Origin of the sequence: Mycobacterium sp. 23, from assembly GCF_048287075.1 — a bacterium.
GTDB lineage: Bacteria > Actinomycetota > Actinomycetes > Mycobacteriales > Mycobacteriaceae > Mycobacterium > Mycobacterium gordonae_B.
On the sequence record NZ_JBLVUX010000005.1, the window covers coordinates 6,355,687 to 6,379,802 of the forward strand.

The window sequence follows — 24,116 nt, forward strand, 5'->3', positions numbered from 1 at the left end:
GCCTGAGGGGCGGCCACTAACAGCCTAGAAAGGCGAATCGTGGCACGCGATTACTACGGGCTACTCGGCGTCAGCAAAGGCGCCAACGACGCGGAGATCAAGCGCGCCTACCGCAAGCTGGCGCGCGAACTGCACCCCGACGTCAATCCCGACGAGGAAGCGCAGGCGCGATTCAAGGACATCAGCGTCGCCTACGAGGTGCTGAGCGATCCGGAGAAGCGCCGCATCGTCGACCTGGGCGGCGATCCGCTGGAGAACGCTGCCGCGGGCGGCGGCGGGTTCGGCGGCTTCGGCGGCCTGGGTGACGTCTTCGAGGCGTTCTTCGGCGGCGGCGGGGGCTTCGGCGGCGGCGCGGGCCGAGGTCCGATCGGCCGGGTGCGGCCGGGTTCGGACTCGCTGCTGCGGATGCGGCTGGATCTCGAGGAGTGCGCAACCGGGGTCACCAAGCAGGTCACCGTCGACACTGCGGTGCTGTGCGACCGGTGCCAGGGCAAAGGCACCAACGGCGATTCCGCGCCGGTGCCCTGCGACACCTGCGCTGGTCGCGGCGAGGTGCAGACCGTCCAGCGCTCGCTGCTGGGGCAGATGCTGACCTCGCGCCCGTGCCCGACCTGTCGCGGCGTTGGCGTTGTCATTCCCGATCCCTGCTACCAGTGCATGGGCGACGGGCGGGTGCGTGCGCGCCGGGACATCACCGTCAAGATCCCGGCCGGCGTCGCCGAGGGCATGCGGGTGCGGCTCGCCGCGCAGGGTGAGGTGGGCCCCGGCGGTGGACCGGCCGGCGACCTGTATGTCGAGGTGCACGAGCAGGCCCACGACATCTTCGCCCGGGAGGGCGACGACCTGCACTGCACGGTGTCGGTGCCGATGGTCGACGCCGCACTGGGCGTCAGCGTCAGCCTGGACGCCATCCTGGACGGAACCAGCGAGATCGTGATACCCCCCGGAACCCAGCCGGGCGCGGTGATCACACTGCGTGGCCGCGGGATGCCGCATCTGCGGTCCAGCACCCGCGGTGACCTGCACGTGCACGTCGAGGTGGTGGTTCCCACCAGGCTGGACCACCACGACACCGAACTGCTGCGCGAACTGAAGAACCGCCGCAACCGTGACGTGGCCGAGGTCCGCTCCTCGCACGCGAACAACGGCGGCCTCTTCAGCCGCCTGCGCGAGACCTTCACCGGCCGCTGACCTTTCGGGGCTCCCGTGGTGGCCACGCTGTTCTACGTCGATGCGCTGCCCGACGTCGGCGGCCTGGCCGTGGTGGACGGCGACGAAGGCTTCCACGCGGCCACTGTCCGGCGGATCCGTCCCGGCGAGGAATTGGTGCTCGGTGACGGTGCCGGCGGGCTGGCCCGCTGCCTGGTGGAACAGGCTGGGCGCGAAGGACTTCGGGCGCGTGTGCAAGCCCGCTGGACCCTGCCGGGCAACACCCCGCCGGTGACCGTCGTGCAGGCCCTGCCCAAGTCCGACCGGTCCGAACTCGCCGTCGAATTGGCGACCGAGGCCGGTGCCGACGCATTCGTGGCGTGGCGGGCGGCGCGCTGTGTCGCGAATTGGGAGGGCGCGCGCGTCGACAAGGGCCTGCGCCGGTGGCGGGCGGTGGCCCGCTCGGCCGCGCGGCAGTCCCGTCGTGCACACATCCCGCCGGTCGATGGGGTGCTATCCACCACGACGCTGACCGAGCGGGTGCGGACCGAGGTCGCCGCCGGTGGCGTGGTGCTGGCGCTGCACGAATCGGCGACCGCGCGCATCGCCGATGTGGCTTTTGCACAAGTCAATTCGGTGACGCTCGTGGTCGGACCCGAGGGCGGAATCGCGCCGGAGGAGGTCGGCGCACTGACCGGCGCGGGCGCGGTCACGGTGCGCTTGGGCCCCACCGTGCTGCGCACCTCGACCGCCGCGGCGGTGGCGCTGGGCGCGCTGGGCGTGCTGACCTCGCGCTGGGATCACAGTGCCGACTGTGAATCCGACGACACGACGCGCCGCTGATGCGTCGTCGAATTCACAACCGCTCGCGCAATTCGTCGACACCGTCGCCGCTCAGCGTGTCCAGCGCCCACGGACGCCCAGCAAGCACCGACGCCAGATGTGCGGCGGTACCTGTGACCGTCCGCGCGCCCTCGCCGAAGGTCCAATCCGTGTCGCTGGCCTGAAGTTTCAGGCCGCGCGCCCTGGCTGCCGCGGGCACGAACGGATTCGGCACCCGCACCTGTGTATTGAGCACCGCGACCAACGTCGTGAGTCCGATGCCCGGGCGCCGGCCCAGCGCGAGGATGACATCGAGTTCGTGAATCACGTGATCGCCCAACAGCAGAGGTCGCGGAAACACCCGGCCGATACCCCGGGGTCGGTGGATCAACGTCGCATACTGGTCGACCAATTCGGTCGGACTGTGCCGCCGTGCCAGATCCACGGCCGCCGCGGTGTTCGCCCGATCGAACGAGCAGCGATGGCTGATTATCCCGACGGTCAACTCCCGCAGTGACATTCGGTATCCCAGCACCAGGTGGGCGAGCACCTCGTGATTGCTCCACTCGGTACACAGACTGGGTTTTGCCCACTCAGCGTCGGGCAGGCTGCGGGCCACGTCGAGGAATCGAAGATCGTTCGCGGACAACAATTCACGCGCCGACATTTCATGCGACACCGAGATGCTCCCGCAGGAATGCGGTCTGGTCGGCGAGCAACTGGTTCAGCAGCGGTGGATGGTAGATCTGGAAATGGTCGCCGTCGTAGTGCCGCGCAGTGCCACGCCGGGCGCGGCGGGCCACCTCCTCGGCATGGCGGGGATCCATCAGATTCTCCCGTCGCGAGACACACACCAGCAGGGGCGCCGTGATGTGGCGGGCCGCGCGCTTGGCCGTGCTGACCGCGATCTCGACGACGCTGGACGCGGTGATGCGGTTGTCGAACGTGCCACCGGGATCCACCGTCGAGTCCCAGCCGTCCTGAGCGCCGGCCACGGTGACCGCGGCGAGACTTCCCGGCGGCCCGACGATCGGGACGTAGCGGCGCCCGCGTCCCAGCGCGGCCCGGACGGTGTCCGCCGCGATCGCCGGCCCGATCCGGAGTGTCGCCGCGGGGCCGAGTCGCCGTAGCGTCGCCGGACCGTCGACGATGGGACACTGCACCACCACCGCGACGATGTCGCGCCGGTCGGCCGCCACCCGCAGGACGTGCATGGCCCCCAGGCTCGTTCCCCACAGGGCGATCCGACCCGCGTCGACCTCGGACAGGGCACTGACATACTCGACCGCTGCCGCGACGTCCTGGCGATGACGGCGCAGGCTGAGCCGCTGCCGCGGGGTGCCGTCGGAGGCTCCGAGATTGCGGTAGTCGAAAGCCAGGGTCGCTATCCCCGCCGCGGCGAAATGCCGCTCGTAGCGGGCGAGCGCCATGGTGTGGTTAGCCCCCAGTCCGTGAGCCAGGATGACCGCCGGATGCGGGCCCGGGCCGGACGGGCGGGTGAGCCACGCAGCGCAGCGTGTGCCGTGCGACAGAAATTCAGTGGGTTGAGTCATGACGGAGCCTCCAATACGTACGATGTACGTGTTGTATCCCACGTACGATGTACGTGTCAATCGGAAGGGAGTCCTCGTGCGGGCACGCTTCACGGTCTCGGACATCGCCGCGGCCGCTTTGCGGATCGTCGACCGCGACGGCTTGGGCGGGTTGAGCATGCGGTCGTTGGCAACCGCCCTGGGCACCGGCCCGATGACGCTCTACAACTACGTCAGGGACCGCGGTGAACTCGAGGAGCTTGTCGCCGAAGCGGTCATCGCCGAAGTGAAAGTCCCTGCGGCATCCGAAGATTGGTGCGCCGATGTGCGTGGGATCGCATTGGCGATCTGGGAGGCGGTACGACGTCATCCCAACGCCGTGCCACTGGTGCTCACCCGCCGCACCGTTTCGGCGTCGAGTTATGTGGCGGCAGACCGGTTGATCGGTGCGCTCAAGCGCGCGGGACTCGCCGACGACGACCTGCTGGCGAGCTTCCGGGCCGTGCTCGGGTTGGTCATGGGCAGCGCTCAGGCCGAACTGGCCGGCCCGCTGTCCGGGGACGGCCGCGAGCGTGAGCAGACCGCGGTTGCGGCGCGCATCGGCGGACTGGCCGGTGCCGAACACCCGCACATCGCTGCCTTGGCGCAGGTCAGCCAGAGATCGACAGCGGCGGCCGACTTCGAACGCGGCCTAGCGATCTTGCTGGCCGGCATCAAATCCCTGGGAAGCGGTCACCGGACGGCGGTAGACTGAGCCCGTCGTCTCAACCAAACCCCATACGCCAGAAAGCAGGCAGCAGAAACCACGTGACGCCCCGCGAGACCCGCGCCGCTGAAACTGGTGTAGCCAGGCAGGCCGACGCCCAAGTTCGCAGCAGCATCGATGTTCCGCCCGACCTCGTGGTGGGCCTGCTCGGCAGGGCCGACGAGAACTTGCGCGCCCTGGAACGCGCCCTCCAGGCCAACCTGCACGTGCGTGGCAACGCGGTCAGCCTGTCCGGCGAGCCGGGCGATGTCGCGCTGGCTGAACGGGTCGTCTCCGAACTCGTGGCGATCGTGTCCAGAGGCCAGGCGCTGACGCCGGAGGTGGTGCGGCACAGCGTGGCGATGCTGACCGGGACCGGCAACGAATCGCCGGCCGAAGTGCTGACGCTCGACATCCTGTCCCGCCGCGGCAAGACGATCCGGCCCAAGACGCTCAACCAGAAGCGGTATGTCGACGCGATCGACGCCAACACCATCGTGTTCGGCATCGGGCCGGCCGGTACCGGCAAGACGTATCTGGCCATGGCCAAGGCCGTGCACGCGCTGCAGACCAAGCAGGTCACCCGGATCATCCTGACCCGCCCCGCGGTGGAAGCCGGTGAGCGCCTTGGCTTTCTCCCGGGCACGCTGAGCGAGAAGATCGACCCGTATCTGCGGCCGCTGTATGACGCGCTCTACGACATGATGGACCCCGAGTTGATCCCGAAGCTGATGTCGGCCGGGGTCATCGAGGTGGCGCCGCTGGCGTACATGCGGGGCCGCTCGCTGAACGACGCGTTCATCGTGCTCGACGAGGCGCAGAACACCACGGCCGAGCAGATGAAGATGTTCCTGACCCGGTTGGGGTTCGGCTCCAAGATGGTGATCACCGGGGACGTCACACAGATCGATCTGCCTGGCGGCGCACAGTCGGGTCTGCGGGCGGCCGTCGACATTCTCGAGGACATCGAGGACATCGAGATCGCCGAGCTGACCAGCCAAGACGTGGTCCGCCACCGACTGGTGTCGGAGATCGTCGACGCCTACGCCCGCTACGAGGAGCCCGGCTCGGGCCTGAACCGGGCGGCTCGGCGGGCATCCGGTGGCCGCAATCGTCGATGATTGACTGCGTGAGCGCCCTATGAGCATCGAGGTATCCAACGAGTCGGGCATCGACGTCTCCGAAACCGAACTGGTCAGCGTCGCGAAATTCGTCATCAACCGGATGGACGTCAACCCGGCCGCCGAACTGTCGATGGTGCTGCTGGACACCGCGGCAATGGCCGATCTGCACATGCGCTGGATGGACCTGCCCGGGCCGACGGACGTGATGAGCTTCCCCATGGATGAGCTCGAGCCGGGTGGCCGTCCCGACGCGCCGGAGCCGGGTCCGGCCATGCTGGGCGACATCGTGCTGTGCCCGGAGTTCGCCGCCGGGCAGGCCGCGGCGGCGGGGCACAGCCTCGGACACGAACTGGCGCTGCTCACCATCCACGGCGTGCTGCATCTGCTCGGCTACGACCACGGCGAGCCCGACGAAGAGCGGGAGATGTTCGCTCTGCAGGACCGGCTGCTCGAAGAATGGGTCGCCGATCAGGTAGAGGCTTACCAGAACGACCGGCAGCACGAACGGGACCGCCGGCTGCTGGACAAGTCAAGGTTTTTCGACCAGCCGTGACCGGCTTTTATCAGCTGCTCGGCGTGATCGTACTGATCGGTCTGGGCGGATTGTTCGCCGCGGTGGACGCCGCCTTCAGCACGGTGTCGCTGGCCCGGGTGCAAGAACTGGTCCGCGACGAGCGGCCGGGTGCCCGTTCGTTGCTCAAGGTGATGGCAGACCGCCCGCGATACATCAACCTGGTGGTGTTGCTGCGCATCGTCTGCGAAATCACGGCTACCGCACTGCTGGCGGTCTATTTCCAGCAGCGCCTGAGCGTGGGCCGGGGTCTGTTCTGGGCCGCCGCCATCATGGTGGTCACCAGCTTCGTGGTGATCGGTGTTGGCCCGCGCACCCTCGGGCGCCAGCATGCCTACACCATCTCGCTGGCGACTGCGCTTCCGCTGCAAGCGGTTTCGTGGCTGCTGATGCCGATCAGCCGGGTGCTGGTGCTGTTGGGTAACGCGCTCACCCCCGGCCGCGGTTTCCGCAATGGCCCGTTCGCCTCCGAGATCGAACTGCGCGAAGTCGTCGACCTGGCCCAGCAGCGGGGTGTGGTGGCCGCCGATGAGCGCCGCATGATCGAGTCCGTCTTCGAACTCGGCGACACCCCGGCGCGCGAGGTGATGGTGCCGCGTACCGAGATGGTCTGGATCGAGGGCGACAAGTCACCGAGTCAGGCGATGGCCCTGGCCGTGCGCAGCGGGTATTCCCGGATCCCGGTGATCGGAGAGAACGTCGATGACATCCTCGGGGTCGTCTACCTGAAAGACCTTGTGCGGCACATCTTTTATTCGACCGACCGGGGCCGCGGAAGCAACGTGGCGCAGGTGATGCGGCCGGCCGTGTTCGTGCCGGACTCCAAGCCTCTGGACGCGCTGCTGCGGGAGATGCAGCGCGACCGAAATCACATGGCCCTCCTGGTCGACGAATACGGCGCGATCGCCGGGCTGGTGAGCATCGAGGATGTGCTCGAAGAGATCGTCGGCGAGATCGCGGACGAATACGACCAGGCCGAGACCGCCCCGGTTGAAGAATTGGGGGACAAGCGCTTCCGGGTCTCGGCGCGGCTGCCGATCGAGGACGTGGGCGAGTTGTACGGGGTGGAATTCGACGACGATCTCGATGTCGACACGGTGGGTGGGCTGTTGGCGCTGGAACTCGGGCGTGTCCCGCTGCCCGGCGCCGAGGTGGTGTCGCACGGTCTGCGCCTGCAGGCTGAAGGCGGCCGCGATCACCGGGGGCGGGTCCGTATCGGCACCGTGCTGCTGAGCCCGGTGGAATCTGAGGAGGACATCCAGTGATGCCGAACGTGCACCCAGGGCGCGAAAACGCGCCCGAAACCACCGTATGTTCACGTTCGACGAAGGCCGCGGCGTGAGCGAGTTCCGTTCGGGCTTCGTCTGTTTGATAGGCCGGCCCAACACCGGCAAGTCGACCCTGACCAACGCGCTGGTCGGCACGAAGGTGGCGATCACCTCGATGCGCCCGCAGACCACGCGCCACACCATCCGCGGCATCGTGCATCGCGAAGACTTTCAGATCATCCTGGTGGACACCCCCGGCCTGCACCGGCCCCGCACATTGCTGGGTAAGCGGCTCAACGACCTGGTCCGCGACACCTACACCGAGGTCGACGTCATCGGCTTGTGCATACCCGCCGACGAGCCGATCGGCCCGGGAGACCGCTGGATCGTCGAACAGGTACGTGCCCTCGCGCCGAAAACCACCTTGGTGGCCATCGTCACGAAGATGGACAAGGTGCCGAAGGACCGGGTAGCCGCACAGCTGGTCGCGGTCAGTGAACTGGTGCCCGAGGCTGCCGAAATCGTGCCCGTGTCAGCGGTTTCCGGAGATCAGGTCGACGTACTGATCAATGTCCTGGCGGCCGCGTTGCCGCCCGGCCCGGCGTACTACCCCGACGGCGAGCTCACCGACGAGCCAGAAGAGGTGCTGATGGCCGAGCTGATCCGCGAGGCCGCCCTCGAGGGCGTGCGCGACGAGTTGCCGCACTCGCTGGCGGTGGTGATCGACGAGGTCAACCCGCGGGAGGGCCGTGACGACCTGATCGATGTGCACGCGCTGCTGTTCGTGGAACGGGACAGCCAAAAGGGCATCGTCATCGGCAAGGGCGGCGCCCGGTTGCGGGAAGTAGGCACCGCGGCCCGCACCCAGATCGAGAAACTGCTCGGGACCAAGGTCTACCTCGACCTGCGGGTCAAGGTCGCCAAAAACTGGCAACGTGACCCCAAACAGCTTGGTCGCCTAGGGTTCTAGCCGACGCGTGCCGGCCACGGCCGATCGAGGTAGCCGGCCGGCGCGGGAATGCCCGCGCAGCACGTCGCCGGTTTGCAGCACATCGAAATCCAGGTTCAGCCGCATCGGCCTGCGCACCGATTGCCGCCAGGTCAACCGCGTGCCGCCGTCCTCGAGCATGCTCGAAATATTCTGCAGCGCAACGGTTTCCTCTTTATAGGTGGCGCTTCCGGTGAGACCTGACGGCCCCTGGGTGAACACGTACTGCACTTCGAGAGTGCCGATCGGGGTCTTGATCGTGACGTCCCAGTCGCCTTCGATGCTCAACTCAAACCTCCTGTGGTTCCCGGCCGGCATTGCGCCACACGATGCCTCGCCGCTCGTATTCGAAGAGCTCCTCGACGGCATGCGCGATCCGTGGGCCATACCACCGCTCCAGCAGATGCAGCGCCAGGTCCAGGCCGGACGTCACCCCGCCCGAGGTGACCAGGTCGTCGTCGTCGACTACGCGGGCCGCCACCGCGTTGACCCCGGCCGCGTCCAGTAAGTCCAGGCCCAGGTGATGCGTCACCGCGTGGCGCCCCTCGATCAGTCCCGCCATCGCCATGATCACCGACCCCCCGCAGACCGCTGCCACCGTGATCTCCGGATTTTGAAAGGCCGTGGCCAACAACGGGCTCAGCTCCGTGCCGGCCGCCCGTGCCAGCAACACCGGGATGGTTTCGACGCCGTCATCGGGGTCACCGGCGATCGGACCGGCGGCACCGGGCACCAGCACGCAACCCGCGCGGTCCGGATCGAGCGCATCGGTGGCAGTCAGGGTCAGGCCGAGGGTTCCGCTGGTGACGTTGCGGGCTCCCTGCGCCGAGACCAGTGACACCGCCAGTTCACCGCCGACGAACTCGCTGCCCGCGGCGAGCACCTCCAAAGGACCGATGACATCCAGCGGGTCGAACCCGTCGTAAAGCACTATTTGCACATGCATCCCGGCAATGTTTGCCCGGATCGGTGTTTTGGACCAGTGGCCGGAAAGCCATGATGCGACGGTATATTGCCAATTCATGCATGCCGTCGCCGTCCTGGCAGAGCCGGACGTCATCGCGTTCGACCTGTCTATTGCGATCGAGACGTTCGGGCGAGTCCGGTTGGCGGACGGCAGGCCTGGCTACTGCGTGCGGGTGTGCGGTGCGCAACGCGTTGTTCCCGCAGGGCCGATCGGGATCACCACCGATTTCGGGCTCGACGAGCTCACGACCGCCGACACCATCATCGTGCCGGGACGCAACGACGTCAGCGCCGCGGTTCGCGCCGATGTGGTGAGTGCCCTGAAGACCGCCCATGGCAAGGGAATTCGGATAGCGTCGATCTGCAGCGGCGCGTTCACGCTGGCTGCCGCCGGGGTACTGGACGGCAGACGGGCGACCACGCACTGGATGGCGGCCGAATTGTTCGCGGCTGCCTACCCTGCCGTCCGGCTCGACGCCGACGCGCTGTATGTCGACGAAGGCCAGATCCTCACCTCGGCCGGCGCGTCCGCGGGCCTGGACCTGTGCCTGCACATGGTGGCGCGCGACTACGGCTCGGCAGTGGCTGCCGACGCCGCGCGGTTGGCGGTCGCCCCGCTGCACCGGACCGGTGGGCAGGCTCAGTTCATCATCCGTAACCGGCGCGAAGCCAACACCGAACTCGACTCGGTCCTGGCCTGGATCGAGAACAACGCGCACCGGTCGCTGACGCTCGTCGACATCGCGCGCCATGCGTCCACCAGTGTGCGGACGCTGAACCGCAGCTTCATGCGCGAGACCGGTCAAACACCCATGCAGTGGGTCAACGGGGTGCGGATCCGCCACGCCCAGGAACTACTCGAGGCGACCGACGAAGGCGTCGAAACCATCGCTCGCCGAGTGGGATTCGCCTCGGCGGCCAACTTCCGTGAACAGTTCCGCAGGGTGTCCGGCGTCGCCCCACTGAGTTACCGCACCACCTTTCGGGAGCAGCGGGGTGCGGCTGACTCAGCGGCTTGCTAGTCGAGGAACGGGTTCAGTATCGGCGGGATGATCTGGTTGCCGGTCACACCGGTGAGCCGGACGAAGACCTGTGCGGGGATGTTCAGTGCCTGATAGACGCCGGCGCCCAGCCATGAGACCGGTGCCTGCAGGAAGCTGGGCACCGAGTCGACGATGTTCTGTATCGGGTCGAATACCAGGTAGGGGATCGTGGCGGCGACGGTGCGCGCGTCCAGGTTGTAGTTGGTGATGGGGTCTGGGTAGCCCTGGGCGCCGAAATCGGCACTGACCACACTGAACAGGTTCGCGCCAGGATTGACGTAGAAGGGGTCGAAGACGGGGGACGTCAGGGGCGCGCCCTGCATGTAGGGCAGTTGCGGAATCATGAACTGGTCCATGATCGTCGGCGTCGTGCTGACGATCTGCCACGGGTTGTTGATCCAGCCGTTCCTCATGTCGCCGGCTTGATCCCAGATCAGGAATGTCGCTGTCTCATAGGGTGATTGGAAGCCGTGACCGCGGTTGAACTGGTTGGGGTCGATGTGGCCGTGGTCGGTGACCATCAGCACGTCCCACTGCTCGTTGTTGGCGGTCTCCCAGGCCTGGACCGCGCCCATCAGGCCAGTTCCGCCGGTCCGCGAACCAAGGTTGGCATCCATGTTTCTAAGAGCCGCGGCGTACTCGGGGAAGGCACCGCCGTACGCATGGCCCACCTCATCAACACCGACGAAGTACGAGAAGATGAAGTTGCCCTTGTTCTTGTCGGCGAGCGATATCGCGTTCTGGCTCAGCGTGCCGACCTCGTTGTTCGATGCGAACCAGAGCGGGTCGTTCGCCGAGTGCCCGACGAAGGTGATGTTGTCGGCGGGGAACGCGCCGGCGCCGGCGATGTCGGTGATCACTGGCCAGTTGGCGATCACCGTGGTGTCGACCTTGGTGCCGTAGGCCGCCTCGAGTTGGTTGTAAACGGTCGGCCAGTTGTCGTACGTCCACGGGGTGAAGACGTTGTTGGTGACGCCGGCCGTCTCGCTCCAGACGCCGGTCTGAATGGTCGTCCACGACGGGTTGGAGACGCTGGTGTGCCCGACGATCGTCGACGCGGAGGTGACACTTTCGCCCATCAGTTCGCGGAAGTTCACGTTGAGGGGGTCGGCCAGGACTCTGCTCAGGTTCGTGCCGTCGGTCCCGATCAGCAGGAAGTTTTCGTCTGGGGTGTTCTGCATCAGCTGAAACGCCTCTTGGGGCGTGACCATCATCAGGTTGGTGTAGTAAGCGCCCGGGCTGCCGGGCGCACCCGGGTTGCCGAACAAGGACAACGACCAGCCGCCGATTCCACCGGTTCCGGCGGGGCTGATACTCCCGCCGATGCCCCCCGTGCCGCCGGCACCGCCATTACCCCACAACAACCCGCCCGTGCCGCCGGCGCCGCCGGTCCCACTTCGGAGGCCGCCGGTGCCGCCGACTCCACCGTTCCCGATCAACCCGGCGTCGCCGCCACGCCCCCCGGTCTGGCCTATCAGCCCGGCCGAGCCGCCGGCGCCGCCGTTGCCCCAGAGGATTCCGCCGGCCCCGCCGTCCTGCCCGGTGCCCGGTGTGCCGTTGTAGCCGTCGCCGATCAGCGGGCGGCCCAAGAAGAGGTTCGTAGGCAAGTTGATCACGTCAAGGACCCCGTCGACGACGGGCTGCAACGGACCGGCGTTAATTGCCTCCGCGGCCGCATACGCCCCGCTGGCCGCGTTCACCGCGAGCACGAACTCCTCGTGGAACGCTGCCACTTGCTTACTGAGCGCCTGGTAGTCCAGGGCGTGGCCGGAGAACAGCGAAGCGATCGCTTCTGATACCTCGTCCGCGGCAGCAGCTGCCAGCGTGCTGGTCGGAGCCAGTGCCGACAGGCTGGCCGCCCTGATCGATGAGCCGATGCCCGCAGCTTCTGCCGCCGCAAACGTCAACACATCCGGTGCAGCGATCAGATACGACATCGTTGTCCTCCAACCCGTCAGATTTCAACCACCGGAACACGGGGCGATGCTCATAATTACACGCTTCCAACACGTTTGACCCGGAGAAACGAAAGATTTGTGAATGACATGAACCGGCGAGCCGCCGAGGGTGTCAGACGCGCCCTCAGCTGCCGCTGTCTGCGACCCCCAGCAGACCTTTCTCGCGCACCGCGGCAATCGACAGAGTCCGGTACCCGAACTCGTCGAAAAGGACGGTGACACGTTCGCGGTCGCCGCCGATGACCAGTCCCGGACCCCACTGAGAATGCCGCACGGCGGTCCCGACGTGGTACGCCGGCCGTTCGGTCCTGACGTCGTCTGGTTGCCCGGCTGCCAGGCACCGGTCGCAGTTGCCACACGGATCGTCCAAGTATTCGCCGAAATAGGAGAGTAGGGAAACCCTTCGACACGAATAGGTTTCGGCGTAGCCGCGCATCATCTCGACACGGCTGAGGTCAACGCGCTCACGCAGTTCCATCACCTCCGTGGCCGCCGCGACCACCGCGTCCGGCGATGCCGTCGCCCGCACGAAGCCGCTCCGCGTGGAGCGCACCGCGCCCGCCTCTTCAAGGATGTTGATCGCGTTCGTGAGTCGGCGGCCAGGCTCGGCCAACGCGCCGCGCAGGTCTTTCAGTCTCGTCGGCTGCACCGGGTCCAACACGCCGAATACCGCGCGGAGCAACTGCTCGTCCGGTCGCCCTGCGGTGAAAAAGCGTGCCAGGCCTAAGTCTTCGGGCCGATAGAACAGCAGAGCGTGGGCGTCCTCGCCGTCCCTACCGGCCCGGCCGATCTGCTGGTAGTAATTGTCCAGAGAGTCCGGAGTCGACGCGTGAGCGACGAACCGCACGTTGGGTTTGTCGATGCCCATCCCGAACGCCGACGTCGCCACCACTACTTCATAGGTGTCATCGCGAAAACCGGCGTGTACCTCCTCGCGCTGTGCCGCGGACATGCCCGCGTGGTAGCACGCCGCGGCAATGCCCTTCTCGCGCAGACTTTCCGCATAGGACTCGGAATCGCTGCGGGTTGCGGTGTAAAGCAGGCCGGGGCCCGGTAACGCCGCGACCCAGTCGATCACGGCGGAGCGCTTGTTCTCCTCATCGAGGTAACGTTCGACGATCAGCCGCAGGTTGGGCCGGTCGAACCCGGCGATGACGACGGTAGGTTCGCGTAGTCCCAGCCGCCCGACGATGTCCCGTCGCACCACCACCGACGCGGTCGCCGTCAGGGCGGCAACCGGAATCGACTGTCCCAGTTGACGAAAGACATCGGCGAGCCGCCGGTAGTCCGGGCGGAAGTCGTGGCCCCACGCGGACACGCAGTGCGCTTCGTCGACGACACACAACGACAGCCGCGCCCGGCGCAATCGGTCGACCACGTCATCGTTGGCCAACTGTTCGGGCGAGATGAAAACGAAGTCCGCACTGCCGCTCTCGATGGCCTGCCACGCTCGACGGCGCTCGGCGGCGCGCAGCGCGGAGTTGACCGCCACCGCCGTTCCCGCGCCACTCTCCTCAATCGCGGCGATCTGATCCTTCTGCAACGCGAGCAGCGGCGAGACCACCAGTGTCACACCGTCGGTGAGCAGGGAAGGGATCTGGTAGATAGCCGACTTCCCGGACCCGGTCGGCATGACGGCAAGCAGATCTCGACCGTGCAGTACCGCCCGCATCGCCGCGCGCTGATGCTCGGTGAGCTCGTCCCAGCCGAAGTGACTGCGGGCAACCGCGTCGAGTTCGCCGGTGTCGCCTGCCGATCCATCCATCGCGGTCAACTACCCCACGGGGCAATCGCCAAACTCGAAGCGCTGTCCACGGTTTCAGGCGCGCGGCTCCGGCACGCTGTGCAACGGGGGAGTGCTGTTGCCGGTGTTCCACCAGACCTTGGGTTGTTTCGACGCCCAGCCGCTGAACGCCTCGAGTTCGGCGGCCAGTGAGATCAGCATGCCCTCACTGTTGGCGGGGCCCATCAGCTGCACGCCGATCGGCAGTCCGTCGGAGGTGAAACCGGCCGGAACGTTGATGGACGGCCAGCCCAATACGTTCCACGGCCACGCGTACGGGCAGGCGGCGATGACGGCCCGGTCAGTGGCGATGCCGCTCAGTCGGTCGAAGGCACGCGCCAGCGGGGGTGGCTGCGCGGTGGTCGGAGCCAGCACCACGTCGACGATGTTGAAAATCGATCCGACCCTGCGCTGATCGGCGGCCTCGTGGCGGCGCGCGGTGCGCAGGGTCGCCTGGGAGAGCATGTGGCCGGTGCGCATGTTGGACAGCGTGCGGGGGTCCCAGTTGACGTTCTCGCCGAGTCGTTCTCCCCAGTCCCACAGCCCGGACATCGATCGGGCCAGGAAATCCCACGACAGCCGCACCCCGTAGTCCGGGTTGCCCTTGACCACGGTATGGCCGAGCAGTTCGAGTTGCTCGCCCACCTTCTGTATGGCCGCCAGGATCTCGGGATGCAGCTTGGCCCGGAAGAACGTGTACGGGATGCCGGTCGACAACGCGATCCGCAGCGGACCGGGCGCGATGCCGACGTAGTCGGACGCCGTGAGCGGGGGCGGCTTGTGCAGGTCGCCCTCGACGTTGCCGGACGCCGCGTCCAGGACGAGCGCCGCGTCGGCGACCGTGCGGGCCAGCACACCATTGACCGTGATGCCGTTGAACGACTCGGGCTCCGGCCAGGTGGAGATGCGTCCACGTTGCGGCTTGATGCCCACCAGATGCGTCCACGCCGCCGGGATGCGCACACTGCCGGCGCCGTCGGAGCCGATCGCCGCGGTCACCAGGCCCGCGGCAACCGCGGCCGCGCTCCCGCCGGACGACCCTCCCGGGGTGTGCCGGCGCGCCCAGGGGTTGCGGGTGTGTCCGAAACCCGGCCCGCTGGTGAACGGCCACTGTCCCAGCTCGCAGGTGTTGGTCTTGCCGACGATCACCGCGCCGGCCGCCTTGAGGCGGCGCACCACCTCGCTGTCTACGGTGGCGGGCCGGACGTAGCCGTCGGTGCCGTACGCGGTGGGGACACCGGCAATGTCGACGTCGTCCTTCACCGCGATCGGGATCCCCAGCAGCGGTGCCGTGTCGCCGGCGGCGCGGCGCCGGTCGGCCGCCGCCGCGTCGGCCAGGGCCGACTCGGTGAGCACCACCCGGAACGCGTTCAATGTGGACTGGCTCACATCGATGGCATGCAGGGAACGGCGGACCAGCTGGGCAGCCGTGACCTTCCTGGTCGCGAGCTGGTAGAGCAGGTCGGTCAACGTGGGCAAGCGCCGGTTGTCGGAGCCGGAATCGACCCCGGAAACTGACCCAGAAGCGCTGACCACGGGGTACGAGACTATCGGCGCGGATACCCGCGATGTCGCGGTGGGGTGCAAAACTCGTGGCGATCACCAGCGCGGCGAAGCCGGGCGCAGTGGGTCGCCACTAAGATCAGGATGATGCGGCTGTATCGAGACCGGGCTGTTGTGCTGCGTCAGCACAAGCTCGGAGAAGCCGACCGGATCGTCACCCTGCTGACCCGTGATCATGGGTTGGTCCGTGCGGTGGCCAAGGGAGTGCGGCGCACCCGCAGCAAATTCGGCGCGCGGTTGGAGCCGTTCGCGCACATCGACGCGCAGCTGCACCCGGGCCGCAACCTCGACATCGTCACCCAGGTCGTCTCGATCGATGCGTTCGCCACCGACATCGTCAACGACTACGGCCGCTACACCTGTGGCTGCGCGATGCTGGAAACCGCCGAACGTCTGGCCGGCGAGGAGCGGGCGCCCGCGCCGGTGCTGCACCGGCTCACGGTTAGCGCTCTGCGGGCGGTCGCGGACGGGCGCCGCCCCCGCGAGTTGCTGCTGGACGCCTACCTTCTGCGCGCCATGGGCACCGCCGGATGGGCGCCGGCATTGACCGAGTGCGCCCGCTGCGCGACCCCCGGTCCGCATCGCGCGTTCCACATCGCCGCCGGAGGCAGCGTCTGCGCGCACTGCCGTCCGGCCGGAGCCACCACCCCGCCGTTGGGCGTGCTGGATCTGATGTCGGCGTTGCACGACGGCGACTGGGAGGCTGCCGAGCAGTCCCCGCCGTCGCATCGCAGCTATGTCAGCGGACTGGTGGCTGCGCACCTGCAATGGCATCTGGAGCGGCAACTCAAAACGTTGCCGTTGGTGGAGCGGGTCTACCAGGTTGATCGCACGGTCGCCGATCGGCGGGCGGGGCTGATCGGGCAGGATGCCGAGTGTGGCTAAAAAGGCCGACCGACTGAAGTCCTCCGACTTCCCGCAGCTACCTCCGGCACCCGACGACTACCCGGTCTTTCCCGACACGTCGACCTGGCCCGTGGTCTTCCCCGACCTGCCGCCGGCGCCGGGCGGGGGACCGCGCCGGCCTCCGCAGCACATATCGAAGGCGGTCGCACCGCGCATCCCGGCCGCTCAGCTGCCCAATCACGTCGCCATAGTGATGGACGGCAACGGCCGCTGGGCCACCCAGCGCGGCCTGCGCCGCACCGAGGGGCACAAGATGGGCGAAGCGGTGGTGATCGACATCGCTTGTGGCGCAGTCGAAATCGGGATCAAATGGCTCAGCCTGTATGCCTTCTCCACGGAGAACTGGAAGCGGTCGGCCGAAGAGGTCAAGTTCTTGATGGGCTTCAACCGTGACGTGGTGCGGCGACGGCGCGACATCCTGAACCAGATGGGCGTCAAGATCCGTTGGGTGGGCTCCGCGCCGCGACTGTGGCGCAGCGTCATCAACGAGCTGGCCGTCGCGGAGGAAGTGACGAAGAACAACGACGTCATCACCATCAATTACTGCGTCAACTACGGGGGCCGGACGGAAATCGCGGAGGCCGCCCGGCGAATCGCCGTAGAGGCCGCGGCCGGCCGGCTCAACCCGGAGCGTGTCAACGAGTCGACGATCTCTCGTCACATGCAGCGACCGGACATCCCCGATGTGGACCTGTTCCTGCGGACGTCGGGCGAGCACCGGTCCAGCAACTTCATGTTGTGGCAGGCCGCCTACGCCGAATACGTCTTCCAGGACAAGCTGTGGCCAGACTACGACCGGCGCGATCTGTGGGCGGCCTGCGAGGAGTACGCGTCGCGCAACCGACGGTTTGGGAGCGCCTGATGACACCTCTGCACGATCGGCTGGCGGCGATACTCGGCGAGATCGTCTCGGTGGAGTCCGAGCCCGACGGAGCGCTCACGCTCCGCCACGACGGAACGTTCGCTTCGCTGCGGGTGGTACGCATAGTCGAGGACCTCGACCTGATGTCGCTGACCCAGGTGCTGGCCTGGGATCTGCCACTGACCAAGAAGGTTCGCGACCAGGTGGCCGGCCAGGCGCGGGAGGTCAACTTCGGCTCGCTGACTCTGCTGGAGAAGACGCCCGCCAAGGGCACCAGGACCGCCAAGACCGGTGACGTGATGCTGCGTTACAACTTTCCCGGCGCGGGCCTCACCGACGAGGCCCTGCGCACCCTCATCCTGTTGGTGCTCGACACCGGTGCGCGGATCCGCAGCGAGCTGACCGCTTAGCGAGTGCTCAACCGTTGCGCCTGCAATCTGAGCAGGTGCCGAAGATCTCGATGGTGTGGCTGACTTCCGAATATCCGTACTTGGCCGCCACCTCGGCCGCCCAGGACTCGACCTCATGGTCGCCGACCTCGATGGTCGAGCCACAGCTGCGGCACACCAGATGGTGATGGTGGTGATCCGAGCACCTGCGGTAGACGGATTCTCCGGTGTCGGTGCGCAGGGTGTCGACCATGCCGGCCGCGGCCATCGACTGCAGCGTGCGGTACACCGTGGTCAGGCCGATGTTCTCGCCGCGACGCCGCAGCTCGTCATGCAGTTCCTGGGCCGAGCGGAACTCGTCGAGCGTTTCCAGCAGGGTGGATATGGCCGCGCGCTGACGCGTGGAACGGACAGTGGTTCCTTCGCTGGAGGTCATGGCGCGTCCTCACCCGCGTGGGCCACCGCGTCGACCACGATGTGGGCCAGGTGATGGTCGGCGAGCCGGTACATCACCTCACGGCCGGACCGCTCCCCGGAGACCACCCCGGCCGCCTTCAGGATCTTCAGATGCTGACTGACCAACGGCTGCGGCACCCCCAAAGCGTCGACCAGTTCGTGCACGCAGCGCTGGGACTCACGCAATTGCAGCACGATCGCGATGCGTACCGGCGCGGCCAGCGCACGCAGCAACTCACCGGCGGCGTCCAGAATCTCGCGCGGCGGTGGCGTCGGGTACGCGGGGTGCGCAGCGACGCCGTCAGCGCTGTGCTCGTGATGACCGGCCAGTTCGTCATCAGCGGCGGTAGGGGTCGACGGCGATGTCACCGTGTCGAGTCACCACCTTTGGAGTTGGAAGCGTAGGGGCCGATGCGCGGGTCCGGTCGAACCAGCCCCGGATGCCCTCCACTGTCACATGCATGATGATGCATGTCAAAGACCTGACGTCGATCGCTACCATGACGGATGATCTGCGGGCAGCGGTCGTCGCTGCCCGTGTCTGCCGAGTCCCCCGAAGGGAGCGCACACCCCCGTGGCGTCCGTTATCGAAACCGTAGTCAACCTGGCCAAGCGGCGCGGCTTCGTCTTCCCCTCGGGAGAGATCTACGGGGGCACCAAGTCGGCCTGGGATTACGGCCCGCTGGGCGTGGAGCTGAAGGAGAACATCAAAAGGCAGTGGTGGCGCTCGGTTGTCACCGGCCGGGACGACGTCGTCGGGCTCGACTCCTCGATCATCCTGCCGCGCGAGGTGTGGGTGGCCTCCGGCCATGTCGAGGTCTTCAACGACCCGCTGGTGGAGTGCCTGAACTGCCACAAGCGGCATCGTCAGGACCATATGCAAGAGGCATACGCGGCCAAAAAGGGCGGTGATCCCGATTCAGTGCCGATGTCTGAGATCGTGTGCCCGGATTGCGGTACCAAGGGCCAGTGGACCGAACCGCGCGAGTTCAACATGATGCTCAAGACCTACCTCGGCCCCATCGAAACCGAGGAAGGGCTGCACTATCTGCGCCCCGAAACCGCGCAGGGCATCTTCGTCAACTTCGCCAACGTCATGACGACCTCCCGGAAGAAACCGCCATTCGGTATCGGGCAGATCGGCAAGAGCTTCCGCAACGAGATCACCCCGGGCAACTTCATCTTCCGCACCCGTGAGTTCGAGCAGATGGAGATGGAGTTCTTCGTCGAGCCGTCCACCGCCAAGGACTGGCACCAGTACTGGATCGACACCCGGCGCCAGTGGTACGTCGACCTCGGCATCGATCCGGAGAACCTGCGACTGTACGAGCACCCCAAGGAGAAGTTGTCGCATTACTCCGACCGCACCGTCGACATCGAGTACAAGTTCGGCTTCCAGGGCAACCCGTGGGGTGAGCTGGAGGGCGTCGCAAACCGTACGGACTTCGACTTGTCCACGCACAGCAAGCATTCCGGAACCGAGTTGTCGTTCTTCGACCAGGCCACCGACACCCGCTACACGCCGTACGTCATCGAACCCGCGGCGGGCCTGACCCGGTCGTTCATGGCGTTCCTGATCGACGCCTACACCGAGGACGAGGCGCCCAACGCCAAGGGTGGCGTGGACAAGCGTGCGGTGCTGCGACTGGACACCCGGCTGGCGCCGGTCAAGGCGGCGGTGTTGCCACTGTCCCGCCATGCCGACCTGAGTCCGAAGGCCCGCGACCTGGCCGCCGAGCTACGCAAATCCTGGAACATCGAGTTCGACGACGCCGGAGCGATCGGCCGGCGGTACCGGCGGCAGGACGAGATCGGCACGCCCTACTGCGTGACGTTGGACTTCGACTCGCTCGAGGACAACGCCGTGACGGTGCGCGAGCGCGACGCCATGACGCAGGAGCGGGTGGGGATCGACAATGTCGCCGACTATCTGGCTGTGCGGCTCAAGGGCGGTTAACGGGGAATCTGCCCGTTGACCGGGGCAACCTCGCTTTCGGCATTCCGGCTGCGCCCGGCATTTCGGATTCTTCGAGCGCCGGTAATTCCCGAGACGGCAGCGTCGACTTCTCTGATCGAACACCCGCCTCGGCAACTCCCCGAGCCGTCGACATCGGATTTCTCCAAGCGCTGGTAGCCATTCAGGAGCCGCATGACGCAGGAATTCGGGGCTGGCGTCGGCAAAAGATTGGGGTACGCGTACTAGCGCCCGTAGCGTCGGCGACCTCAGCACCGGAGCATTCGGTCCGGCGAGCCGAGCGGGTATCCGTCCCGGCGTCCCTCAAGGCCGGCACCGGCACCTTCCGCTCGGGTCACTACGCCCGATCGGACAGCGCCAATTGTGGTTGGCAGAACTCGGTATTCGATACTCCGGGCGGGGGTGGCCACCTTCGGCGCGCTCAACACCGGCAACGCAGAATGGCCAACACGTCCGAACGAGGGTCCCCTCCAGCGCGGGCGCGGCGAATTCCGGAATTTCCGTGTTCGGAACCGGGAGTTCGGGTTTGCAAATTCCGGGTATCGGAGTGCTCAGAATTCTCATTGGGTCCTGCCAAACCCGCCCGCGGACGTTTCTTGGAAAGGCATTTCAGTGCTTTATCGCTGGTGGGATTCGAGAAGTATATTGCAGTGGTGTTGTCGAATTGATGGACAGGGGCTGGGCAGGCGTCCGGGCCCAGCCGGGCTGGGCCCGGCCTTATCAAATTCATCAAGATAATTTTCGCGAAACTACAGACTTTTTCTGTGATCTGGCTTACGATCCGCCCAGGGCTGGTTCGCGTCGCGAGCCGCCCGTGACTAGTCGGATCGGTTGGCTGGGGTTGGGGTTGCGATGATTTGGGACTTTGCATGGTTGCCGCCGGAGATCAACTCAACGCGGATCTTCGCTGGTGCGGGGCCGGGTTCGCTGCATGCGGCGGCGTCGGCCTGGGAGGGCTTGGCGGCGGATCTCGCCGCGTCGGCGTCTTCGTTCAATTCGGTGATCCTGGGTCTGACCAGTGGGCCGTGGGCGGGACCGGCGTCGGCGTCGATGGCGGCCGCGGCACTGCCGTATGTGGATTGGATGACGGCGGCGGCGGGCCAAGCGGATGCGTCGGCGAGTTTGGCGCGGACGGCGGCGTCTGCGTTCGAGGGTGCGTTGACGGCGACGGTGCACCCCGCGCTCGTGGAGGCCAACCGCACATCCCTGACGACGCTGATCAATACGAACTTCCTCGGGCTGAACACGCCGGCCATCTTCGCCAACGAGTTCGACTACGTGGAGATGTGGGCTCAGGACGTGGCCGCCATGCTCGGCTACCACGGGGGTGCGACCGCGGTGGCCGAGAGCCTGACCCCGTTCGCTATTCCGCCGTTTGACCTGGCCGGCCTGGCGTCCAACGTCAGTGCGCAGGTCGCCGGAGTGGCCACCACGGCGTCGGCCGCGGTCAGCCCCATGTTGGAGGGCGCCGTGGCCGCAGGCGCCGGTCTGGCTACGGGAGCGCAGGCACTCGCGGCGGGATTGCCGATCCAGTCGCTGGCGTCGGTGGTACAAATGGGCGCCATGCCCGCCAGCATGCTGATCGGACCGCTGATGCAAGCGGGGCAATCAGCGACCAGCACGGCCGGTCTGGCCGGCGCAACGGCGGCCGCTGATCTCGCGGACATTCCGAAGTTCGTCGGCGATATCGCACCGGCAGCCAAGGGCCTTGGCGGTGCCGCGCTCGGCGCGGGAATGGCGGGCGACCTGGGCAAGGCGCATCTGGTGGGCGCGATGTCGGTGCCGCCCACTTGGCAGGGGTCGGTCCCCAAGGGCATGGGCAGCTCTGCGATGGCCGGGCTGGGTGCGATGCCGAATCCGGCTGCGATGGCACAGGCCGCTGGCGGCGGTGGCATGCCGATGATGCCCATGCCGATGGGTATGGGCGGCGCCGGAGGAGGGATGCCGGGCGGCATGATGGGCCGTGGCGGTGCCAGCCCGCACGTGTTGCAAAACCGGCCCAGCGTGGTCCCGCGGACGGGCGTCGGATAAGAACGCATTTGTCCGAACTCGGCATGAATTCATTTGCGGGAATGGGCGGCGGCTCAAGTAAATCTTGACTGGCCGGGAGCATTTCCGGGGTGAACGATCAATTACCAGTTCGGTGACGTCGACGCGCACGGCGCGTTGATCCGCGCACAGGCCGCCAACTTGGAGGCCGAGCACCAGGCCATCGTTCGCGATGTGCTGGCTGCCGGTGACTTCTGGGGCGGCGCCGGTTCGGTGGCCTGCCAGGAGTTCATCGCCCAGTTGGGCCGCAACATCCAGGTGATCTACGAGCAGGTCAACGCTCACGGCCAGAAGGTGCAGAGCGCCGGCAGCAAGATGGCACAGGCCGACAGCGCCGTCGGGTCCGGCTGGGCCTGACGGACCCGACGGTGGGACGGTTTTGGTGTCCTGGGCCGTTCAGAAAGCGAATACACTGAGCGAGTAACCAAAGTCGCCTCCGCGCGTGAACACCAAATGCAGCCAGTTTGGCCAAACTCCAGACTGCTGCTGGTGGATTGTTTTACGATCTGTAGGGGTGGTTTCGCAGGTAGGGCAGTAGTGATGGTTGATGGAGTGATGGAGCCGTTGATGCGGCCGGCTGATTTGGGGATTTGATGATTTTGGACTTTGCGTGGTTGCCGCCGGAGATCAACTCTTTGCGGATTTTCAGCGGGGCCGGACCGGGCCCCCTGCACGCGGCGGCGGCGGCCTGGGAGAGCTTGGCCGCGGATCTGGCGGCGTCGGCGTCGTCATTCAACTCGGTGATCGTGGGTCTCACCAGCGGGCCGTGGGCGGGACCGGCATCAGCGTCGATGGCGGCCGCGGCGTTGCCGTATGTGGACTGGATGTCGGCAGCGGCCGGCCAGGCGGACGCGGCGGGATTGCAGGCGCGTGCAGCAGCATCGGCGTTCGAGGGTGCGTTGACGGCGACGGTTCACCCGGCGGTGGTAGAGGCCAACCGGATATCGCTGATGACGCTGATCGCGACGAACTTCCTGGGATTGAACACCCCGGCCATTTTCGCCAATGAGTTCGATTACGTGGAGATGTGGGCTCAGGATGTGGCCGCGATGCTCGGCTATCACGGAGGTGCGACGGCGGTGGCCGAGAGCCTGACCCCGTTCTCTCTTCCGCCGATGGACCTGGCCGGATTGGCCGCGAACGCCGGGGCACAGCTCACCGGGCTGGCAACCTCGGCCTCAGCGGCGGTCAGCCCGGCGGTCCAGGGAGTCATGGCCGCGGCTCCCGGAGTAGTGGCGGGAGTTCAGTCCGCAGCCGCGGCGGTCCCGGTGGATATGGCGATGTCGGCCGTGCAAATGGGTGCGATGCCGGCCAGCATGCTGATCGGCCCGCTGATGCAGGCCGGCACGTCCGCCTCGAGCACCGCCGGACTGGCCGGGGCCTCGACGGCCGCCGGGTTGGTCGACGCGCCGAAGTTCGTCGGTGACGTCAACCCGATGAAGGGTCTGGGCGCGGGCGGCGCCGCTCTCGGTGGCGGGATGTCGGCCGGTCTGGGCAACGCGCGTTTGGTGGGTTCGATGTCGGTGCCGCCGACCTGGCAGGGATCGGTCCCCAAGGGAATGGCCACCGGCGCGATGTCGGGGCTGGGCGTAAACGCCGCCGAGATGGCGCAGGCGGCGGGAGGCGCGGGCATGGGCGGCGGCATGCCGATGATGCCGATGCCTATGGGCGCAGGCGGCGCCGGTGGGGGTATGCCCGGCGGCATGATGGGCCGTGGCGGCGCAAGTCCGCACGTGGTGCAGAACCGCCCGAGCGTGATCCCGCGGACCGGCGTCGGATAAATCAGACGATTGTGGCGCGGGTGACGCACGGGGGTTGCGTCGCCCGCGCTTTTTTTTGCGGACCGATGACCGACGGGAATGCTGCCGTCGGCGCGCCGATGATTGACGCAGACTCGCGACCGGTGTGCCTGCGGCCGGGTTGCGCCGTGACGGCTTCGGCTCAACCGGATGTCAAGGTTCCGGGTG

The 24,116-nt window shown here is 67.0% G+C and carries 24 protein-coding genes; 15 read left to right on the plus strand and 9 right to left on the minus strand.

All coding sequences use genetic code 11. The annotated features are described in order from the left end of the window. The first annotated feature begins 39 nt into the window (after nt 1–39). Both dnaJ and ACNQS7_RS30195 read left to right on the plus strand, forming a co-directional pair. A complete protein-coding gene (gene dnaJ / locus ACNQS7_RS30190) occupies nt 40–1,191 on the plus strand; it encodes a molecular chaperone DnaJ (protein ID WP_310768282.1) in 1,152 nt (383 codons plus the stop codon). 15 nt (nt 1,192–1,206) lie between these two features. Continuing rightward, a complete protein-coding gene (locus ACNQS7_RS30195; RefSeq protein WP_418015435.1) occupies nt 1,207–1,992 on the plus strand; it encodes a 16S rRNA (uracil(1498)-N(3))-methyltransferase in 786 nt (261 codons plus the stop codon). A gap of 13 nt (nt 1,993–2,005) precedes the next feature. Here ACNQS7_RS30195 and ACNQS7_RS30200 read toward each other — a convergent pair whose 3' ends face one another. Beyond that, nucleotides 2,006–2,650, minus strand: a complete 645-nt coding sequence (locus ACNQS7_RS30200; protein ID WP_418015436.1) for a maleylpyruvate isomerase family mycothiol-dependent enzyme — start codon at nt 2,648–2,650, stop codon at nt 2,006–2,008. Further along, nucleotides 2,640–3,524, minus strand: coding sequence for an alpha/beta hydrolase (locus ACNQS7_RS30205; protein ID WP_418015437.1), 885 nt, complete (start codon nt 3,522–3,524; stop codon nt 2,640–2,642). The genes ACNQS7_RS30200 and ACNQS7_RS30205 overlap by 11 nt, the downstream gene beginning before the upstream one ends. Before the next feature lie 76 nt (nt 3,525–3,600). Between ACNQS7_RS30205 and ACNQS7_RS30210 the strand changes: the two genes are divergently transcribed. The 5 genes from ACNQS7_RS30210 (at nt 3,601) to era (ending at nt 8,181) form a co-directional block, all read left to right on the plus strand. Next, nucleotides 3,601–4,257, plus strand: a complete 657-nt coding sequence (locus tag ACNQS7_RS30210; protein ID WP_418015438.1) for a TetR/AcrR family transcriptional regulator C-terminal domain-containing protein — start codon at nt 3,601–3,603, stop codon at nt 4,255–4,257. A gap of 53 nt (nt 4,258–4,310) precedes the next feature. Continuing rightward, on the plus strand, nt 4,311–5,369 hold the full coding sequence (locus ACNQS7_RS30215; protein WP_418015439.1) for a PhoH family protein: 1,059 nt from the start codon (nt 4,311–4,313) through the stop codon (nt 5,367–5,369). A gap of 19 nt (nt 5,370–5,388) precedes the next feature. After that, complete coding sequence (gene ybeY / locus ACNQS7_RS30220; protein ID WP_055581789.1) at nt 5,389–5,925, plus strand: rRNA maturation RNase YbeY; 537 nt, start codon at nt 5,389–5,391, stop codon at nt 5,923–5,925. Then, a complete protein-coding gene (locus tag ACNQS7_RS30225; protein WP_418015440.1) occupies nt 5,922–7,208 on the plus strand; it encodes a hemolysin family protein in 1,287 nt (428 codons plus the stop codon). The genes ybeY and ACNQS7_RS30225 overlap by 4 nt, the downstream gene beginning before the upstream one ends. A 73-nt stretch (nt 7,209–7,281) precedes the next feature. Next, nucleotides 7,282–8,181, plus strand: coding sequence for a GTPase Era (gene era, locus ACNQS7_RS30230; RefSeq protein ID WP_418015441.1), 900 nt, complete (start codon nt 7,282–7,284; stop codon nt 8,179–8,181). Here era and ACNQS7_RS30235 read toward each other — a convergent pair. Continuing rightward, on the minus strand, nt 8,170–8,487 hold the full coding sequence (locus tag ACNQS7_RS30235) for a hypothetical protein (RefSeq protein ID WP_055581786.1): 318 nt from the start codon (nt 8,485–8,487) through the stop codon (nt 8,170–8,172). The two genes, era and ACNQS7_RS30235, sit on opposite strands and share 12 nt — an antisense overlap. A 1-nt stretch (nt 8,488) precedes the next feature. Further along, nucleotides 8,489–9,145 carry a DJ-1/PfpI family protein gene (locus tag ACNQS7_RS30240; RefSeq protein ID WP_418015442.1) on the minus strand — a complete coding sequence of 219 codons (657 nt, stop codon included), beginning with the start codon at nt 9,143–9,145 and terminating at the stop codon, nt 8,489–8,491. Nucleotides 9,146–9,221: 76 nt separating this feature from the next. On the opposite strand from ACNQS7_RS30240, the gene ACNQS7_RS30245 reads away from it, so the two are divergent. Further along, nucleotides 9,222–10,187, plus strand: coding sequence for a GlxA family transcriptional regulator (locus ACNQS7_RS30245; protein ID WP_418015443.1), 966 nt, complete (start codon nt 9,222–9,224; stop codon nt 10,185–10,187). Here ACNQS7_RS30245 and ACNQS7_RS30250 read toward each other — a convergent pair. From ACNQS7_RS30250 to ACNQS7_RS30260, 3 genes are all read right to left on the minus strand, one after another. Beyond that, nucleotides 10,184–12,145 carry a PE domain-containing protein gene (locus ACNQS7_RS30250; RefSeq protein ID WP_418015444.1) on the minus strand — a complete coding sequence of 654 codons (1,962 nt, stop codon included), beginning with the start codon at nt 12,143–12,145 and terminating at the stop codon, nt 10,184–10,186. The two genes, ACNQS7_RS30245 and ACNQS7_RS30250, sit on opposite strands and share 4 nt — an antisense overlap. 145 nt (nt 12,146–12,290) lie before the next feature. Next, nucleotides 12,291–13,931, minus strand: coding sequence for a RecQ family ATP-dependent DNA helicase (locus ACNQS7_RS30255; RefSeq protein ID WP_418015445.1), 1,641 nt, complete (start codon nt 13,929–13,931; stop codon nt 12,291–12,293). Between the two features lie 54 nt (nt 13,932–13,985). After that, a complete protein-coding gene (locus tag ACNQS7_RS30260; RefSeq protein WP_418015446.1) occupies nt 13,986–15,485 on the minus strand; it encodes an amidase in 1,500 nt (499 codons plus the stop codon). Nucleotides 15,486–15,599: 114 nt separating this feature from the next. Between ACNQS7_RS30260 and recO the strand changes: the two genes are divergently transcribed. The 3 genes from recO to ACNQS7_RS30275 are packed head-to-tail and all read left to right on the plus strand — an operon-like array spanning nt 15,600 to nt 17,690. Continuing rightward, nucleotides 15,600–16,397, plus strand: a complete 798-nt coding sequence (gene recO / locus ACNQS7_RS30265) for a DNA repair protein RecO (protein WP_418015447.1) — start codon at nt 15,600–15,602, stop codon at nt 16,395–16,397. Next, entirely contained in the window at nt 16,381–17,280 is a 900-nt protein-coding gene (locus ACNQS7_RS30270) for a decaprenyl diphosphate synthase (RefSeq protein ID WP_055581780.1), read from the plus strand. Before recO ends, ACNQS7_RS30270 begins: the two co-directional genes overlap by 17 nt. Next, on the plus strand, nt 17,280–17,690 hold the full coding sequence (locus ACNQS7_RS30275; RefSeq protein ID WP_418015448.1) for a hypothetical protein: 411 nt from the start codon (nt 17,280–17,282) through the stop codon (nt 17,688–17,690). The genes ACNQS7_RS30270 and ACNQS7_RS30275 overlap by 1 nt, the downstream gene beginning before the upstream one ends. Before the next feature lie 7 nt (nt 17,691–17,697). Here the strand turns inward: ACNQS7_RS30275 and ACNQS7_RS30280 are convergent, their stop codons facing one another. Continuing rightward, nucleotides 17,698–18,105: a Fur family transcriptional regulator gene (locus ACNQS7_RS30280; RefSeq protein ID WP_055581778.1), complete on the minus strand. Its 408-nt coding sequence runs from the start codon at nt 18,103–18,105 to the stop codon at nt 17,698–17,700. Continuing rightward, nucleotides 18,102–18,494: an ArsR/SmtB family transcription factor gene (locus ACNQS7_RS30285; protein WP_156452916.1), complete on the minus strand. Its 393-nt coding sequence runs from the start codon at nt 18,492–18,494 to the stop codon at nt 18,102–18,104. Before ACNQS7_RS30285 ends, ACNQS7_RS30280 begins: the two co-directional genes overlap by 4 nt. A 172-nt stretch (nt 18,495–18,666) precedes the next feature. On the opposite strand from ACNQS7_RS30285, the gene ACNQS7_RS30290 reads away from it, so the two are divergent. From ACNQS7_RS30290 to ACNQS7_RS30305, 4 genes are all read left to right on the plus strand, one after another. Next, on the plus strand, nt 18,667–20,082 hold the full coding sequence (locus ACNQS7_RS30290; protein ID WP_418016208.1) for a glycine--tRNA ligase: 1,416 nt from the start codon (nt 18,667–18,669) through the stop codon (nt 20,080–20,082). An 870-nt stretch (nt 20,083–20,952) separates the two neighbouring features. After that, entirely contained in the window at nt 20,953–22,131 is a 1,179-nt protein-coding gene (locus ACNQS7_RS30295; protein WP_418015449.1) for a PPE family protein, read from the plus strand. A 96-nt stretch (nt 22,132–22,227) separates the two neighbouring features. Continuing rightward, on the plus strand, nt 22,228–22,506 hold the full coding sequence (locus ACNQS7_RS30300) for a WXG100 family type VII secretion target (protein WP_418016209.1): 279 nt from the start codon (nt 22,228–22,230) through the stop codon (nt 22,504–22,506). Nucleotides 22,507–22,742: 236 nt separating this feature from the next. Beyond that, complete coding sequence (locus ACNQS7_RS30305; RefSeq protein ID WP_418015450.1) at nt 22,743–23,930, plus strand: PPE family protein; 1,188 nt, start codon at nt 22,743–22,745, stop codon at nt 23,928–23,930. Nucleotides 23,931–24,116: the final 186 nt, after the last annotated feature.

What these genes read in the sequence shown, in the direction of transcription:
- ACNQS7_RS30205 (WP_418015437.1), bottom strand. Translation starts at nt 3,524, where the DNA reads ATGACTCAACCCACTGAATTTCTGTCGCACGGCACACGCTGCGCTGCG.
- ybeY (WP_055581789.1), top strand. Translation starts at nt 5,389, where the DNA reads ATGAGCATCGAGGTATCCAACGAGTCGGGCATCGACGTCTCCGAAACC.
- ACNQS7_RS30240 (WP_418015442.1), bottom strand. Translation starts at nt 9,145, where the DNA reads ATGCATGTGCAAATAGTGCTTTACGACGGGTTCGACCCGCTGGATGTC.
- ACNQS7_RS30245 (WP_418015443.1), top strand. Translation starts at nt 9,222, where the DNA reads ATGCATGCCGTCGCCGTCCTGGCAGAGCCGGACGTCATCGCGTTCGAC.
- ACNQS7_RS30250 (WP_418015444.1), bottom strand. Translation starts at nt 12,145, where the DNA reads ATGTCGTATCTGATCGCTGCACCGGATGTGTTGACGTTTGCGGCGGCA.
- ACNQS7_RS30255 (WP_418015445.1), bottom strand. Translation starts at nt 13,931, where the DNA reads ATGGATGGATCGGCAGGCGACACCGGCGAACTCGACGCGGTTGCCCGC.
- recO (WP_418015447.1), top strand. Translation starts at nt 15,600, where the DNA reads ATGCGGCTGTATCGAGACCGGGCTGTTGTGCTGCGTCAGCACAAGCTC.
- ACNQS7_RS30270 (WP_055581780.1), top strand. Translation starts at nt 16,381, where the DNA reads ATGCCGAGTGTGGCTAAAAAGGCCGACCGACTGAAGTCCTCCGACTTC.
- ACNQS7_RS30275 (WP_418015448.1), top strand. Translation starts at nt 17,280, where the DNA reads ATGACACCTCTGCACGATCGGCTGGCGGCGATACTCGGCGAGATCGTC.
- ACNQS7_RS30280 (WP_055581778.1), bottom strand. Translation starts at nt 18,105, where the DNA reads ATGACCTCCAGCGAAGGAACCACTGTCCGTTCCACGCGTCAGCGCGCG.
- ACNQS7_RS30295 (WP_418015449.1), top strand. Translation starts at nt 20,953, where the DNA reads ATGATTTGGGACTTTGCATGGTTGCCGCCGGAGATCAACTCAACGCGG.
- ACNQS7_RS30305 (WP_418015450.1), top strand. Translation starts at nt 22,743, where the DNA reads ATGATTTTGGACTTTGCGTGGTTGCCGCCGGAGATCAACTCTTTGCGG.